At 62.9% G+C, this 14,951-nt stretch carries 16 protein-coding genes; 10 read left to right on the forward strand and 6 right to left on the reverse strand.

All coding sequences use genetic code 11. From position 1 onward, the window contains the following. Positions 1–242 precede the first annotated feature (242 nt). From C7401_RS12000 to C7401_RS12015, 4 genes are all read left to right on the forward strand, one after another. Entirely contained in the window at positions 243–896 is a 654-nt protein-coding gene (locus C7401_RS12000; protein WP_258397001.1) for a gluconate 2-dehydrogenase subunit 3 family protein, read from the forward strand. Between the two features lie 52 nt (positions 897–948). After that, positions 949–2,718 (forward strand): GMC family oxidoreductase, encoded by a 1,770-nt coding sequence (locus C7401_RS12005; protein ID WP_112171596.1) that lies wholly within the window; start codon positions 949–951, stop codon positions 2,716–2,718. A 5-nt stretch (positions 2,719–2,723) separates the two neighbouring features. Beyond that, the gene (locus C7401_RS12010) at positions 2,724–4,040 is read left to right on the forward strand and encodes a cytochrome c (protein ID WP_112171837.1); all 1,317 of its coding nucleotides are present in this window, start codon (positions 2,724–2,726) and stop codon (positions 4,038–4,040) included. A gap of 276 nt (positions 4,041–4,316) precedes the next feature. Further along, complete coding sequence (locus tag C7401_RS12015; protein WP_372460408.1) at positions 4,317–4,526, forward strand: YlcI/YnfO family protein; 210 nt, start codon at positions 4,317–4,319, stop codon at positions 4,524–4,526. Positions 4,527–4,662: 136 nt separating this feature from the next. On the opposite strand, the gene C7401_RS12020 is transcribed toward C7401_RS12015, so the two are convergent. Next, complete coding sequence (locus C7401_RS12020) at positions 4,663–5,205, reverse strand: hypothetical protein (RefSeq protein ID WP_112171598.1); 543 nt, start codon at positions 5,203–5,205, stop codon at positions 4,663–4,665. Positions 5,206–5,415: 210 nt separating this feature from the next. Between C7401_RS12020 and C7401_RS12025 the strand changes: the two genes are divergently transcribed. From C7401_RS12025 to C7401_RS12045, 5 genes are all read left to right on the forward strand, one after another. Further along, the gene (locus tag C7401_RS12025; RefSeq protein ID WP_309251992.1) at positions 5,416–6,339 is read left to right on the forward strand and encodes a MurR/RpiR family transcriptional regulator; all 924 of its coding nucleotides are present in this window, start codon (positions 5,416–5,418) and stop codon (positions 6,337–6,339) included. A 319-nt stretch (positions 6,340–6,658) separates the two neighbouring features. Continuing rightward, the gene (locus tag C7401_RS12030; protein ID WP_112171600.1) at positions 6,659–8,092 is read left to right on the forward strand and encodes an MFS transporter; all 1,434 of its coding nucleotides are present in this window, start codon (positions 6,659–6,661) and stop codon (positions 8,090–8,092) included. 21 nt (positions 8,093–8,113) lie between these two features. After that, entirely contained in the window at positions 8,114–8,770 is a 657-nt protein-coding gene (locus C7401_RS12035; RefSeq protein ID WP_112171601.1) for an aspartate/glutamate racemase family protein, read from the forward strand. A 146-nt stretch (positions 8,771–8,916) separates the two neighbouring features. Beyond that, a complete protein-coding gene (locus C7401_RS12040; protein ID WP_112171602.1) occupies positions 8,917–10,032 on the forward strand; it encodes a porin in 1,116 nt (371 codons plus the stop codon). 270 nt (positions 10,033–10,302) lie between these two features. Then, positions 10,303–10,683 carry a BON domain-containing protein gene (locus C7401_RS12045; RefSeq protein ID WP_112171603.1) on the forward strand — a complete coding sequence of 127 codons (381 nt, stop codon included), beginning with the start codon at positions 10,303–10,305 and terminating at the stop codon, positions 10,681–10,683. A 51-nt stretch (positions 10,684–10,734) separates the two neighbouring features. Here C7401_RS12045 and C7401_RS12050 read toward each other — a convergent pair whose 3' ends face one another. From C7401_RS12050 to C7401_RS12065, 5 genes are all read right to left on the reverse strand, one after another. Beyond that, positions 10,735–11,109, reverse strand: a complete 375-nt coding sequence (locus tag C7401_RS12050) for a VOC family protein (protein WP_112171604.1) — start codon at positions 11,107–11,109, stop codon at positions 10,735–10,737. Positions 11,110–11,141: 32 nt separating this feature from the next. Then, entirely contained in the window at positions 11,142–11,864 is a 723-nt protein-coding gene (locus tag C7401_RS12055) for a helix-turn-helix transcriptional regulator (protein ID WP_112171605.1), read from the reverse strand. Positions 11,865–11,911: 47 nt separating this feature from the next. After that, positions 11,912–12,109 (reverse strand): hypothetical protein, encoded by a 198-nt coding sequence (locus C7401_RS44935; protein ID WP_181565559.1) that lies wholly within the window; start codon positions 12,107–12,109, stop codon positions 11,912–11,914. Continuing rightward, positions 12,081–12,383 (reverse strand): VF_A0006 family four-cysteine protein, encoded by a 303-nt coding sequence (locus tag C7401_RS45945; RefSeq protein WP_112171606.1) that lies wholly within the window; start codon positions 12,381–12,383, stop codon positions 12,081–12,083. The genes C7401_RS44935 and C7401_RS45945 overlap by 29 nt, the downstream gene beginning before the upstream one ends. A 177-nt stretch (positions 12,384–12,560) precedes the next feature. Next, positions 12,561–13,334, reverse strand: a complete 774-nt coding sequence (locus C7401_RS12065; protein ID WP_112171607.1) for an AraC family transcriptional regulator — start codon at positions 13,332–13,334, stop codon at positions 12,561–12,563. Between the two features lie 169 nt (positions 13,335–13,503). Between C7401_RS12065 and C7401_RS12070 the strand changes: the two genes are divergently transcribed. Then, the gene (locus C7401_RS12070; RefSeq protein ID WP_258397002.1) at positions 13,504–14,922 is read left to right on the forward strand and encodes an efflux transporter outer membrane subunit; all 1,419 of its coding nucleotides are present in this window, start codon (positions 13,504–13,506) and stop codon (positions 14,920–14,922) included. Positions 14,923–14,951: the final 29 nt, after the last annotated feature.

A 14,951-nucleotide genomic window follows, 5' to 3' on the forward strand; every position in this document is an offset into this window, starting at 1 on the left:
CAAGGGCAACCGGGCGAGAATTGCCGACTTGTCATTGATGTACGACAACTTTGTGGTATGGTCGCGATCCAAAACACTGAAACGATGACCGACGCCCCGCTGTGAAGCGGCTCTGGGGTGTCGGCAAACGGTTCAGGCCTATTTCGACCTCTCGCAATCGCTGAACAACCCGTGCCATGTTGTCTGACATTTCGACTTCAAGACGTAGATTCCTCCTTTCGGCTGTGCTGGCGCTCCCGACCATGGGCGTGTTCGTCAACACGCTGAGCGCCGCCGAAGCCGCCGAAATGGCCGCGCCGGACCTGAAGACGTATCGCCCGGCATTTTTCTCCGCCGATGAATGGGCGTTCATGCTCGCGGCCTGCGACCGGCTGATTCCCGGCGACGGGCGCGGTCCCGGCGCGCTCGAAACCAACGTGCCGGTGTTCATCGATCAGCAGATGCATGGCGATTTCGGCCACGAAATTTATCTGCAAGGACCGTTCAATACGCAGGCGCCCAAGGAACTCGGTTATCAATTGCCCTATACGCCGCAGCAGATTTATCGGCGTGGCATCGAGTTGACGAATGGGTATTGCCGCCAGAAGTATCGCAAGGGCTTCGGCGAACTCGACGCCGCCGCGCAGGACGCCGTGCTGAAAGCGCTCCAGGGCGACGACATCCCCTTTGCCGAGGGCGGCGAAAGCGCGCTCAAGGCCAGCCAGTTCTTCGGCGAATTGCTTTCCGATTCGAAGAACGGGTATCTCTCCGATCCCATGTACGGCGGCAATAAAGGCATGAAGGCCTGGATTGCCATTGGATTTCCCGGAGCACGGGCGAGCTTCCTCGAATGGGTCTCGCAGCACAACGTGAAATATCCGCTCGGGCCCGTGAGCCTGAACGGTCTTCGCGCTTGAGCGCCGACCTTTCACGCAGAACAACGCGTAGTCAGAATCATCGAGGATAACCGTGGCAAAAATAACCAATGACGCAGTCGACGTCGTCGTCGTCGGACTGGGCTGGGCCGGCTCGCTCATGAGCATCGAACTGGCGCAGGCGGGCCTGAAGGTGCGCGCGCTGGAACGCGGCGAGGACCGCAGCAATGCCGACTTCGCGTATCCGAAGCCGGCCGACCAGTACGCCTACGGCGTGCGCAACAAGATCATGGTGACGCCGCGCGACGGCGCGCTCACCGTGCGCCATTCGGCGCAGGACACCGCGCTGCCCACGCGCAAGTGGGGTGCTTTCGTGCCGGGCACCGGTGTGGGCGGTTCGGGCCTGCACTGGACCGGCGTGCTGATGCGCCCGACGCCGACCGACATCAAGCTCAAGAGCTACGCCGATCGCGCCTACAAGCCGGGCCAGCTCGAAGCGGGCATGCAGGTGCAGGATTTCCCGTTCACATGGGACGAGATCGAGCCGTACTACGATTTTTTCGACAAGGTTTGCGGCCTCTCGGGCAAGACCGGCAATCTGCGCGGCAAGATCGTCGAGGGCGGAGATCCGTTCGAAGGTCCGCGTTCGAATCCCGTTCCGCTGCCGCCGCTCGAAGACACGCTGAACAATACGATGTTCGCCGACGCGGCGCGCAAGCTCGGCTATCACCCGTTCCCGAATCCGTCCGCGAACGTCTCGCGCGCGTGGACCAATCCGTACGGCAACCAGATCGCGCCGTGCAATTACTGCGGCTATTGCAGCAAGTATCCGTGCCTGAACTTCTCGAAGGCCTCGCCGCAGACGGCCGTGCTCGACGCGCTCAAGCGCATGGAGAACTTCTCGTACCGCGTGAACGCGAACGTGCTGCGCGTGGACATGCACGCCGACGGCAAGACCGCGAAAGGCGTGACCTACGCCGACGCGCACGGCAACGAAGTGTTCCAGCCCGCGAAGATCGTCGTGCTGGCGGGCTTCCAGTTCGTCAACGTGCGCCTGATGCTGCTCTCGGGCATCGGCAAGCCGTATGATCCGGTGAGCGGCAAGGGCGTCGTGGGCCGTAATTACGCATTCCTGAGCAATGGCGGCGCGACGCTCTTTTTCAAGGACAAGCACTTCAATCCGTTCGCCACGGCGGGCGCGACCGGCCAGTTGTTCAACGACATCTCGCCGGGCAACTACGATGGCCCGTCGCTCGGCTTCATCGGCGGCGCGAAGATCCAGAGCGCGCAGTCGACCGGCGCGCCGATCGGCACCGCGTTGCCGCACGGCACGCCCGCGTGGGGCCGGGGGTGGAAGGAGGGCATGCAGGACTGGTACGGCCACTCGATGAAGATCAGCATCACGACGAGCTGCATGTCGTATCGCGATCATTATGTCGATCTCGATCCGACTTACAAGGACCCGTGGGGCCAGCCGCTATTGCGCATCACCTTCGACTGGAAGCAGAACGAGCTGAAGCTTCAGCAGCATCTGCGCAAGATCGTGCTCGATGTCACGAAGGAACTGAATCCGGACAGCTTCAGCGAAAGCTTCCTCGCGATGGACTCGCACTGGGACATCACCAAATACGTGTCGACGCACAACGTCGGCGGCGCGGTGATGGGCGATTCGCCGCAAACGAGCGCGCTGAACCGCTATCTGCAAAGCTGGGACGTGCACAACGTGTTCGTGCCGGGCGGCAATGCGTTTCCGCAGAACTTCCAGGCCAATCCGACCGCGACCATTGGCGCGATCACGCTGTTCGCCGCTCGCGCGATCAAGGAACAGTACCTCAAGAACCCCGGTCCTCTCGTGCAGGCATGATCGTCATGAATTTCCTCAAGACTCTCACGTCCGCGGCGCTCATGACGACCGCGGCGCTCGGCGCTTCGCTGGCCGCCGCGGCCCCACAGGCGCAGACCGGGGCCGCCGCGCTGAACCCGCAGGCCGCGCTCATCAAGCAGGGCGAATATCTGGCGCGCGCGGGCGACTGCATGGCCTGTCACAGCGCGGCGGGGCGCAAACCGTATACGGGCGGACTGCCGATCGTGAGCGGTATCGGCACGATTTACTCGACCAATATCACGCCGGGTAAGCACGGGGGCATTGGCAACTACACGGAGCCGCAGTTCGCCGCCGCCGTGCGCACGGGTATCCGGGCCGACGGCTCGCATCTGTATCCGGCCATGCCTTACCCCTCGTACGCGAAGATTTCGGACGCCGATATCCACGCGCTCTACACGTACTTCATGCAGGGCGTCGCGCCGAGCGACGATCCCGCGCCCGCGACGGACCTGAGCTTCCCGTTCAACCAGCGTTGGGGCATGGCGCTGTGGAACTGGGCGTTCACCTCGGACCAGCCGTTCAAGGGCCCGGACGGCGCGAGCGAGCAGGTGCGCCGCGGCGCTTACCTGGTGGAAAGTCTCGGCCATTGCGGCAGTTGCCACACGCCGCGCGGCTTCGCGATGAACGAGAAGGCGCTCGACAGCAGCCATGCGCTGTTCCTGGCGGGCGGCAAGCTCAACGGCTGGAACGTGCCCGCGCTGCGCGGCATGTCGCACTGGAGCGAGCAGGACATCGTCGATTACCTGCAAACCGGCCGCAACAGCAAGGCCGCGGTTGCAGGCGAAATGACGTCGGTGGTCTATAACAGCACGTCGCATTTGAGCGATGCCGATCTCAACGCGATTGCCGCGTATCTGAAGACGTTGTCGCCGGCGGGCGCGCAAGCCGGCGATGCCGCGGCGACGCCGGGCCATGCGCCAGGCGACGCGGGCACGACGGCGGCCAGGCTGACGGCGGCGCGCAATCTCACGCTCGGCGAGCGGCTGTATCTCGACAATTGCAGCGCGTGTCACTTCGTGAACGGGAAGGGCGCGCCGCGCGTGTTCCCGCATCTCGACGGTGCGACCGTCGTGAACGCATCGGACCCGGCCGGGCTCGTCAGCGTGATTCTCAACGGCGCGCAAACGCCGTCGACCGCGAAGGCGCCATCGGTCCTGCCGATGCCGGGCTTCGCAAGCCGTTTGAGCGACGATGACGTGGCCGCGCTGGCGACCTTCGTGCGCAGTGGATGGTCGAATCACGCGGGCGCGGTCGACGCCAGCCAGGTCGCGAAAGTAAGAGGCGCGACGCGCCACGAGTGATGCGCCAACGCGCCGCAATGCACGGCGTCGCGTTGCGCGAAGCCGTGCTCCAGGCGGCGGCGCTGCTGAACGAGGCGCACAATTCCTGTTGCTTGCGGGCCTGATGGCGAGCCGACACGATAGCGCACGGACAATCGGCGTGTTATCGCAGCGAGATGTCCGTGCTACGGCGAGACCGGGCTAGTAAGGATTTGCCCGTAAAATGCGTGTTCATTGAAAATCATGGAGCGCAGGTTGGCTAGACCCAGGAAGGCAGAGAAATTGAAGGTGGTGGGAGTGCGCATCGATCCGGGCATCGAACGCAGGCTGCGGCTGCTGGCCGAAGCGACCGGCCGCAAACCGTCGTTCTTCTTGCAGCAGTTGATCGAAGGGGGGATCGGCAAACTGGAAGAGGTCTGGCTGCCCCCGGACCTGCTGGAGCAGGTGCGAGCCGGTGCGCTCCCCGATTCCGGCGTGTCCCGTGTCGAGCCGGATTTGTTCGATTGATGCGATTCGCGCTGCGGGGGCGGGTGTGCTCGAACGCGCTGAGGCGCCACACCACCTGACCGGCGCGGAGCCGTTCCCCAAAAGTCCGGCAGGATGCCGTGTTCCTGCCGATCTATCAATCAGTATTACGAAATGTTTAGCCAGTCGACTTCACGAGTACGGGCGCTTTGGCAAGGCGCTGGTAGATATTGCGTTGCCGCACGATAGGCCACCACTCGTAGAGGAAGATTTCCATCGGCCGCCAGTTGGCGACCCAGCCGAAGATCATCAGCCCTTCGGCAACGAGCTTCGGAAACCGATAGCCGGGGAAATTTTCGACCCACGCGGCGCCGAGCAGACACACGCCGAGCACGGTCAGGCCGATTGCGAGCGAGCGACGTCCATCGCGAAAGAGCTTGCGCAAGGCGTGCTCCGCCGCGTCGGAGCGTTCCCGGAAATGGTTGGCGATCGCTTCGCCGAGCACGGCGGCGGCTTGCGATTCGGCCTCCTGCGCGGGCAAGTGGACAACGATCCGAAGGGGGCGTCGAGCGGACACGCTTTCGGCGTTGTCAACGATATAGGTCTCCGCCGCCCCGGCAAGGCCTCTTTCCCTGAAAGGGTAGGGGTCGTGGTTGTCGAACAGTTGTACGACTCGATCGAGGCGTATTTCGACGGATTCGGCATCGGGAGTGGTCGACATCGCAGGGAATACCTCAAGAGTGCGTCAGAACAACCGATTGCCCACCGTCGCCGGCCTCCGGGAACCTGGGCGCCTTTGGCGGCTACGACGAGGTGTCGCTTCGCCCCGAATTTGCCCCGAGTTTGCCACGGTCCGGCGCGTGAGGGCACTTCCCTGCCTCCCCTGGCTCCCATTCCGGCAAAGCTATAATCCGTCGGAGTTCGTGGGTCCGTGTCAGGCAATCGCCCACGAACACCTCATGCCGCCAAACCGGCTCATCCCACCCTCCGCGACGCCATCAACCTAACGACCATGCAAGCTACCCCGCGCTCCTTCGTCGGGCGGATCCGATCGCAGATGAACGACCTTCCTGCGACCGAACGCCGGCTCGCGGAATTCGTTCTGGATTTCCCCGGCGATCTCGCCAGCTACACAGGCGCGGAGCTGGCCGATCTCGCGGGCGTGTCGAGGGCGACCGTCAGTCGCTTCGTTCGCCGGCTGGGCTATCCGAACTACGAAGAAGCCCGGCGTCATGTCCGCGACGAAAAGCAGGAGGGCGCGGCGCTGCTCCTGTCGGCCGCCACGACCAAAGCGAGCAAAAACGCGCTTGAGGCGCATGCGAGTCAGGGTGCGGCAAATTTGACGGGGACGTTCGGACGGCTTTCGAACGCGCAAATCGATGCGATCGCCAAGGCGATCGTCGATGCCCGGCAGGTGCTCGTGTTCGGTTTTCGAAGCAGCCAGCCCTTTGCGAGTTATTTTCGCTGGCAGATTCTCCAGGTGGTGGAGCGCGTCATTGCGTTGCCCGGTCCGGGGGAGACGATCGGCGAACATCTCGCGAGCATCGAGGCTCGCGACGTCGTGATCGTTTTTGGCTTGCGCCGCCGCGTGCCGCAGACCGATGCCATTCTCGACTACGCCGCGTCGGCCAACGCGAAGTCGCTGTACATCGCGGATCAACTGGCACCGGAGCACGCAGGCGTTACATGGTCGATCAACTGCGATACGGCCGCGCCCGGTCCGCTCGACAATCACGTGGCCGTGCTCGGCCTGTGTGGCTTGCTGGCGACCAAAGTGCTTGAGCACGCAGGCGATCGCGGTCGCAAGCGTTTGAGCGCGATCGAGTCGGCGCACGATCACATGGACGAGCTTTGACGCCTGAGCCGCATGAAATTTCGATTTCACCTGTTGTTATTTTGAGAATTTTGGATTGCACTGACATGAGGCGCGATCTCAAGGGTTGCGCCTCGAACTAGTGAGAAACGCAATTTTCATCGTGGTTTTCGCACGGTAAATGTGCGGCTCGAATCGAGTGGACGTCAGAGTTGGTGCACGGAAAAACGTTGCACGCACAAGGGGTTACACGGCGCGCGATATGAAATTTAAATTTCTTGTTTTTTAAAAAATGAAATCTTAGGATCGCCTCACAGACGGAGCGACGGGTGCTCCCGTCACTAACCCTACAGAGGCGATCATGACCGGAATTTCGAGTACAAGCGCTGCCGATTCCGCAAACGCTACGCAGCTCGACCGCGCACTCAACGACATAGGCGTCACCTCCGCACACAAGACCATCATCTTTCTGATCCTGATCGGATGCTTGTTCGACAGCTTCGAACAGAACTCGATCGGACTAATCGCGCCCATGCTTCGCGAGCATTGGGGGCTGAGCGCGACCGATATCGGCATGCTGAATACGGTGACGTTTGCCTCAGCGGCGATCGGCCGGCTGGTATCGGGCTACATCGCCGATCGCTTTGGCCGCCGCATGATGCTCACCGCCGATTTGCTGCTGTTCACGCTGGGCGCCGTCATTTGCGCGCTGGCGCCCAGTTTCCTTGTGCTGTGCGCCGGGCGGGCGATTGTCGGCTTCGGGCTGGGCGGGGAAGTCGCCGTCGCCGTGACCATGCTCGCCGAGTTCTGCTCACAGAAGTTTCGTGGCACGGCGGTCGGCCTTGTGAATGTCGGCGCGGGCGGCCTCGGCAACTTTCTTGCGCCCGCGTTCGGCCTCGCGGTTTTCGCCGTCTTTCCCGGTCCGGATGGCTGGCGCTGGCTGTTCGCCTGCCTCGTGGTGCCTGCCATCCTGGGCGCATTTTATCGGCACATCATTCCGGAGACGCCGCGTTTCCTGCTGGCAAAGGGCCGCGCGCACGACACGAACGTGGTCCTCAGCAAGCTCGCCGCGGGCAAGCTGACGGACAAGCACATTGCGGTGACGCGTTATATCACCGAGGACATGGAGAAGGCGCCGGCTCGCGACAAGGTCAACGTACTCGAGATCTTTCGCGGACGTCTCGCACGTCGCACGCTCTCGGTCGGCGTTGCAATCTGGATGACATATGGCGCGCAGATTTCGGTGCTCACGCTGATGCCCACGATTCTCGTCGCGCAGGGGTACACCATCACGAAGAGTCTCGTGTTCACGCTCATCATGCAGGGCGGCAGCCTTTGCGGCGCGACGGCGGCATCGCTGCTCGGCTATCACTTCCCGCGCAAGCGCGTGCTCACCATCGGCGCGGTGCTGGCTTGTCTCGCGGCGCTCGGCTTCGGCTTCCTCGCCCACAATGTCTTGATGATTCTTGCCTGCGGCGCCATCTTCCAGTTCTTCGTGCTGCTGCTCAACACGACGATCTGGATCTATGCGCCGGAGCTTTTTCCGACGCGTGTCCGCGCGTTCGGCACATCGTTCATACTCGCGCTCGGCACCACCGCCGGCGCACTGATGCCGCTCGTGACGGGCCGTTTGTTCGATCTTCACGGTGTGAGTGGCGTGTTCGGTCTCATCGCACTGATGTACGCCATCTTCACCTTCAGCATTCAGCTTGCCCCGGAAACCTATGGCCGCAAGCTCGACGACGCCGCCGATCCGGCCGCCATGCCGAATGGCGCGGCGCCTGCGAACGGTTGAACTCTTCAGACATAAAAAATCATGCACGACATCCTGCTCCTGAACCCCAACACCTCCACCGACACGACAGCCATGATGGTGGCCATCGCCCAGTCGTGCGCACCGCAAGGCTACCGCGTGATCGGCGAAACCGCCGCACGCGGCGTGCCGATGATTCTCGATGCGCAGCGCCTGCGTGAGGCGGGTGACGAAGTGGTGGCGAGTCTCAAGCGCCGCGACGGGGCATTCGCGGGCGTGGTGGTCAGCGCCTTTGGCGATCCGGGAATCGACAAGGTACGCGCACTCACCGACAAGCCGGTTGTCGGCATCTGCGAAGCCTCGATTCTCGAAGCGGCACATGGCGGCAGGCGTTTCGGCATTGCCACGGTCACGCCGGAGCTCGTCGTGCCGATCGCGCGGAGCGTGAGCGATCTGGGCGTCAGCGAACGTTACACCGGCATTCGCCTGACCCGAGAGGATCCGCTGGCACTGGCGGCCGATGCGGCGCAACTCGAAGCATCGCTCGCGCAGGCGGTCAAGGCGTGCATCGATCTCGACGGGGCCGAAGCCGTTGTGATCGGAGGCGGCCCGTTGGGGCAGGCCGCCATCGGATTGGCCACGCGCTTCAGCGTGCCGATCATCGCGCCGATTCCCGCCGCCATGCGCAAACTCATGAAGTTGCTCGACTCCGGCATGTAAGTCGGGCTAGCTCGTTCGCACGAGCTAGCTCGTGGCTTTTTCTATTTAGTTCGGTATACGAAATATTAAAAAGAACGCCCAGGCAGACTCTATATAGAACCCGCCGGGCTTCGCTCATCCTTCAAATCGAAACTCCATACTTCGCCATGAAAAAGGTCGTCGTTTATATACTCGCAGGGCTCATCGCCTCACCCGCATTCGCACAAAGCTCGGTCACGCTCTACGGCATCGTCGATAACGGCATCACCTATGTCAGCAATTCGGGCGGCAAGTCGCTCTGGGAAGCCGCAAGCGGCACGAATCTGGGCAGCCGCTGGGGCCTGAAGGGATCGGAAGAACTGGGTGGCGGCCTGAAAGCGATTTTCATCCTTGAAAACGGCTTCAATTCGTATAACGGCAAGCTCGGGCAGGGCGGCCTGGAATTCGGACGTCAGGCGTGGGTCGGCCTTTCGCATCCTCTGGCCGGCAAGCTGACGATGGGACGCCAGTACGACTCCATCGTCGATTATGTCGGCCCCACCACGCTCAATCTTCAATCCTGGGGCGGCATCCTCGCGCATGCCAACGATATCGACAATACCAACGACGCGTTTCGCGTCAATAACTCGGTCAAGTACGTGAGCCCGACGATGGGCGGCTTCACGGTGAGCGGCATGTATGCGTTCGGCGGCGTCGCCGGACAGTTTGGCCGCAACAGCACCATCGCGGGCGGCGCGAGCTATGCGATGGGCAATCTGTATGTGGCAGCCGGCTATCTGTTTGCCAGGAATCCAGGCACGCAATTTCCGGACGGCAACTTCGTCAAGAACGGTTCGACCAACGTGGGCGTCTTCGGCTATGTGGGACAACCCGCGAGCGAACAGGTCATCGGTGCGGGCACGACGTATCGAATGGGCCGCGCGATCGTCGGCGCGAACTATACGAATACGCGTTTCGCCGAAGCCAACGGCACGACGAGCACCGTGATATTCGATAGCTACGAGGTGTGGTCGATGTATAACATCACGCCCGCCTTACTGGTCGGCGGTGGCTACAACTTCGTCTCGGGCAGCGTCCACTACGACGACGCAAGGCCGAAGTATCACCAGATCAACCTTGTGATGAGCTATGCGTTGTCCAAACGAACGGATCTCGTGTTGAACACGGTCGTTCAGCACGCAGCGGGCGGCGCTCATGCGGACATCTACAACGGCGTGGTGGCGCAACAATCGAGCGGCGTGAACCAGGTGGCCGTGCATGCCGGCTTGCGGCATCGCTTTTAAATAGCTCGCCGACGTCAGTTTGGGGTTCACGCGCCGCGCGTTTCACCTGTCGTTCCGGCGATGTGGAGCGATCCCTGACTGATCTCCAGCCTCGTGATTCTGGAAAAGTGCTTTCCAATACGAGGTGTTGATCCAGAAAATTGACCCGGAGATGATGGCTTCCGCCGCGGTGCGATACGCCAGCCGTCGGCAAATGAGTCCGGGCGCGCGAGCTTGAGCGCGTGATACCCGGCAGTCGCTGCGCTTTGATGATATTTTGGAAGAGGGAAAATGAGATCGAACAGCTTGTTGGGTACTGTCGCTATTGCAGTTTTACTGGTTTCCGGAAGCCATGCCTATGCACAGGAGAGTGGTGAGGCGACGAACCCGGCGGTAGCCTCTGCACCACAGGCCGCACCTTCCGCAAAGGCACAACGCAAAGCGCAACATCAGGCAAACCGCAAGCTGGAAAAGGCGGTACGAAACGCTCTCGTACACACGAAGGGTTTGCAGATGTCCAACGTCAATGTGCTGGCCAGGAACGGGAAGGTCGATCTTGTTGGATCGGTACCCGATGAATCCCAGATCCAGCGCGCGGGCGATGTGGCCAGCGCCGTCGCTGGGGTCGTTTCGCTGAACAACGCGCTGCATATTCGCGAAGCGGGGCATTAACGGCACCGGCGAACGGATCGAAACCGTCATCGCCGTTACGGCGGTTTTTTCTCAACGCCCAGGTCGAGAAAACAGGTTCACGAGGTTCTCGTCCGGGTCGCTCAGCAGGAGCGAGCGATTGCCCCAAGGCATCAACGTCGTCGGCATCACGATGTTTGTTCCGGACGCCTTCATCCGTTCGAACAGCGCGTCGACGTCGTCCACTTCGAACTCCAGGATCGCCGATTGATTGGCCGCGGCGGTGGCAGCGCCGACATTGAAAAGCCGGATCAGGTGCTCGGATGAGATCGCAAGCGTCAAGCCCTCGAATCGCATTTCGGCAAATCCATCGGCCAGACGCATAGCCTCGATGCCGGAAAGCCGCTGATAAAACTCGACCAGCCTTTCGATATCCGGGGTGACAACACGAACCGATGCGAACTTCATTCTGAACTCCTTGCCATGAAAGGAGCTTCAGTTTAATGATCCATACTGTCAAATTCTGGCAGTATGGTGCGGCTGGCCACCTGATTGAGCTTGCGCCACTCACGAAGCAGGGTGGAACGCCGCTTTGGGTAACGCGCGTCCATCTGCTCGACGTTCACGATCCGATCCGAACGGAAATTGCGAAAATCGGCTCGAAGCTCGCACCAGCACATCAGCACGCGCGCCTGGTCGAAATACACCAGGGCAAAGGGCCAAACGACGCGCCGGGAGTGAACACCCGCGCTGTCCACGTAAGTGATATCGAGCTTTCGCTCTGCGCGGACCGCGGCTCGCAGGAGGTCCGGCGAGATTGTGTGGGTAGGTCTTGTCAATGGCGCGCCGACGAGCAGTGACGATTCCTCCAGTTCGCGCCGCAATTCGGTGGGCAATACGGCGGCTATCTTCGCCAGTGTGCTCAATGCACCGGCGGATAGCGTCTTGTCGCCGCGATCGGCCACCCAGCGCATGCCCAGCACCAGGGCATCGAGTTCCTCCGAGCCGAACATGATGGGTGGCAGCATGAAACCCGGTTTCATCACGTAGCCAATGCCTGGCTCCCCTTCGATCATGGCGCCTTGCGCCTGCAAGCTGGCGATGTCCCGGTATAGCGTGCGGATGCTCACGCCGAGTTCGTCTGCGAGGGCCTGGCCGCTCACGGGACGTCGATAACGACGTAACACTTGCAGAAGCTGAAGGAGACGTTCGGCGCGGGACATGCATGAATCCTGATATCGACGCTGAAGAAAATGAACGGCGCGATCCGTTACTTCATGCCGAAGCAGCAGGTGCGTTCGGGCAGGCGCCAGGCGAGCGCGACCTCTCGCCACGCATTGATCGATTTGCCGGTCAAGCGCCGGGAGGTGGGTGTGCCATGGGAAGCGTTGCCTGCGTAATATCGCGCGAATGTAAAGGCTGCAATCATCAACGGCGCCCTACATCTGATTTTGACGTCGACACGCATGCAGTATTTCATTGACGGCAAAAGCGCTTCTGACGGTCTGCACATTTTGCAGGACACACAGGTGGTACGCTCTTTCGCGCGGCAAAAGCATTGCGCCGTTTCTGTAAAGCGCGTCGCACGAGGTGCGAATTGCGCGCGCCGCGAAGCTGCTCTGACTATCCCTCAACGAATGCATGATGCATTGATCGTAGTCTGGATTATCGTTGCCCAGCGCCAGTGCCGGGAGCGGCATGGCGAGAGTCAACAAGAGAAGTCGACTGGCTAGTTTGCGCATGTTTGTGCGAGAGAACTGCGACAACAACAAGCAGGAAATCGTAACACGTCGCGTCCTGACACGACGTGCACATTGCCGGAGGTACGAATATCGCCCTCATCGCTTCACCTGAAAGAAGCGGGTGCGACGTCGTCGCGCAATGGACGACGGTTCCGGCTTCCCGACTCCGCTCACGCGCTATTTTTGCCGCAAATACTCGCTGGGCGGCACGCCCAGCACCTTGCGAAACATGGCGGCGAACGCGCTCGGACTGTCGTACCCATGCTCCAGCGCGAGTTCGAGAATCGATGCGCCTGCCGCGAGGCGCGGCAGGCTCAACAGCAGGCGCGTATGGCGCCACCATGCGCCTGGCGTCATGCCGGTTTCGCGCCGGAAGATGCGCGCGAGCGTGCGGGCGTTCATGTTCGCGGCGCTCGCCCACGAGGCGAGCGTGACCGGCTCGGACGGCTCGCGAATCAGGTTGGCGCACAACACCGCCAGTGCGGGATGGCGCGGCATCGGCACATGCAGGTCGAGCGACGGGGCGATTTCGATTTCGTCGAGTATCAAGGCAAGCACGCGACCCGTGCGATGGCTCAGGTCGTAATCGGCGGGCAGACCGCTCGTCGCGAGGATGAGTTCGCGCAACAGTCCGCTCACGCCGATGACACGGCACTCGCGCGGCAGGCTCGGGCGCACTTCGTGGGCGACGAAGAGGGAGCGCATGCGCACGTCGCCGGCCATCTCGATGCCGTGGCGGATGCCCGCGGGCACCCAGACGGCGCGGCCGGGCGGCACGATCCAGTTGCCGTCGCCGGTGCGCACGATCATGACCCCGTCGATGGACAGGATCATCTGGGCCTGCGCGTGGGTGTGCGGGGCGAACTCATCGCCGGCGGCGGAGTTGGTGGCCAGCACACCGATTTGCTGCGCTTTGTCGGAAGCGTCCAGCACCTGAAAAAAATCGTTCACGTGTCCATTTCTCGACGATGAATGCGCATCTCGCGCGCGATGAACAGGGAGCGTCAACATACCATGGCATGACCGATTCATTTCATGATTCCCGATGCCTGCCGCTCCAACCTTTCTTTCACCGCCGGGAATTCCGGCGCGCCGCTTTGCCGCTCATGCCCGAGGCCTGGTGGTGGCATCCAGCGTGCTGCTCGCCGCGACGCTTGCCGCCTGCTCCGTCACTGAACCGTATCGTGCGCCTGTTGCCGGCGCCGCCGAGCGTGCGCCTTTCGATGCGGCCGTATCGGTGCCGCAGGCGGTGTCTGCCGCGCCGCCGGATCACTGGTGGCAGCTCTATGACGACCCGGCGCTGGATGCGCTGATTCGCGAGGCGCTGGCGCAGAACCGCGACCTTGGCGTCGCGGCGGCGCGCGTCTCGCGTGCCCGTGCGATGCTGGCGCAGGCGGATGCCGCGCGCTTGCCGTCAACGCAGGCCTCATTCGGCGTGGATTACGGCCAGCACGAGAACGACCAGATCGTGGCCGCCGCGCGCGACACAGGCAGCGCGCCGTCGCGCTTCGGCTGGGCGCCGGGTTTCGCCCTGTCGTGGGAAATCGACTTCTGGGGCCGTGTGCATCATCTCGTGGACGCCGCGCACGCGGATGCCGACGCGCAACAAGCCGCGTCGGACGCCTTGCGCGTGAGCGTGGCCGCCGAAACGGCGGCGGCGTATGCGCGAGCCTGCGCGTACGCCGGGCGGCTCGACGTCGCGCAGCGCTCACTGGCGATCGCCGAGCGCATTGCGTCGCTCACGCAGCGGCAGCAGGCGCTGGGTCTCGTTTCGTCCATGGAGCTTGCCCGCGCGCGCGCCTTTGCTGACGACACGCGCGCGAGCCTGCCCGCGCTCGACGGCGAACACCGCGCGGCGCTCTACGAGCTGGCGGTGCTGCTGGGGCGCCCGCCCGCCGATGTCCCGGCCGCGGCGCAGGCATGCCGTCAACCGCCCACGCTCGCGCAGCCTTTTCCGGTGGGCGACGGCGCGGCGCTGATGCGCAGACGTCCCGATCTGCGCGAGGCCGAACGCAGACTCGCGGCGGCGCACGCGCGCGTGGGCGTGGCGCAGGCCGCACTGTATCCGTCGATCACGCTGGGCGGCTCCGTCAACTGGCTCTCGACCACGGGTCACCCGGCCTCGCTCGGCAACCCGTATGCGCTCGCGTGGAGCGTGGGGCCGCTCATTAGCTGGAACTTTCCCAATCTCGCGGCGAACCGGGCGCAGTTGGGCGCGGCGCGCGCCGACGACGCGGGGGCGCGCGCCGCATTCGACGCGCAGATATTGCGCGCCTTGCAGGAGACCGAGCAGGCGCTCGTCCGTTATGGCGCGGCGTGGCGCGAGCACGATGCACTGGAGACGGCGCGCGCCGGGCACGCGCGCGCCTTCGCGCTCGCCGAGCGCGAGTTCCGCGCCGGGGCGATCGATTCGCTCGGCGTGCTCGACGCGGAGCGCAGCCTGATCGCCGACGACGCCGCGCTCGCGCAGTCGGCCCAGCAAGTCGCGCTGGATCAGGTCACCGTGTTCAAGGCGCTCGGTGGCGGCTGGCAGCCTTGAGCGCACCTCTCACATCACCCATTTCAAAA

Origin of the sequence: Paraburkholderia unamae, from assembly GCF_003268775.1 — a bacterium.
Taxonomy (GTDB): Bacteria; Pseudomonadota; Gammaproteobacteria; order Burkholderiales; family Burkholderiaceae; genus Paraburkholderia; species Paraburkholderia unamae.

Coding starts and splice junctions, on each gene's coding strand:
- C7401_RS12000 (WP_258397001.1), top strand. CDS start 243: ATGGGCGTGTTCGTCAACACGCTGAGCGCCGCCGAAGCCGCCGAAATG.
- C7401_RS12010 (WP_112171837.1), top strand. CDS start 2,724: ATGAATTTCCTCAAGACTCTCACGTCCGCGGCGCTCATGACGACCGCG.
- C7401_RS12020 (WP_112171598.1), bottom strand. CDS start 5,205: ATGTCGACCACTCCCGATGCCGAATCCGTCGAAATACGCCTCGATCGA.
- C7401_RS12030 (WP_112171600.1), top strand. CDS start 6,659: ATGACCGGAATTTCGAGTACAAGCGCTGCCGATTCCGCAAACGCTACG.
- C7401_RS12035 (WP_112171601.1), top strand. CDS start 8,114: ATGCACGACATCCTGCTCCTGAACCCCAACACCTCCACCGACACGACA.
- C7401_RS12040 (WP_112171602.1), top strand. CDS start 8,917: ATGAAAAAGGTCGTCGTTTATATACTCGCAGGGCTCATCGCCTCACCC.
- C7401_RS12045 (WP_112171603.1), top strand. CDS start 10,303: ATGAGATCGAACAGCTTGTTGGGTACTGTCGCTATTGCAGTTTTACTG.
- C7401_RS12050 (WP_112171604.1), bottom strand. CDS start 11,109: ATGAAGTTCGCATCGGTTCGTGTTGTCACCCCGGATATCGAAAGGCTG.
- C7401_RS12055 (WP_112171605.1), bottom strand. CDS start 11,864: ATGTCCCGCGCCGAACGTCTCCTTCAGCTTCTGCAAGTGTTACGTCGT.
- C7401_RS44935 (WP_181565559.1), bottom strand. CDS start 12,109: ATGCGTGTCGACGTCAAAATCAGATGTAGGGCGCCGTTGATGATTGCA.
- C7401_RS45945 (WP_112171606.1), bottom strand. CDS start 12,383: ATGCGCAAACTAGCCAGTCGACTTCTCTTGTTGACTCTCGCCATGCCG.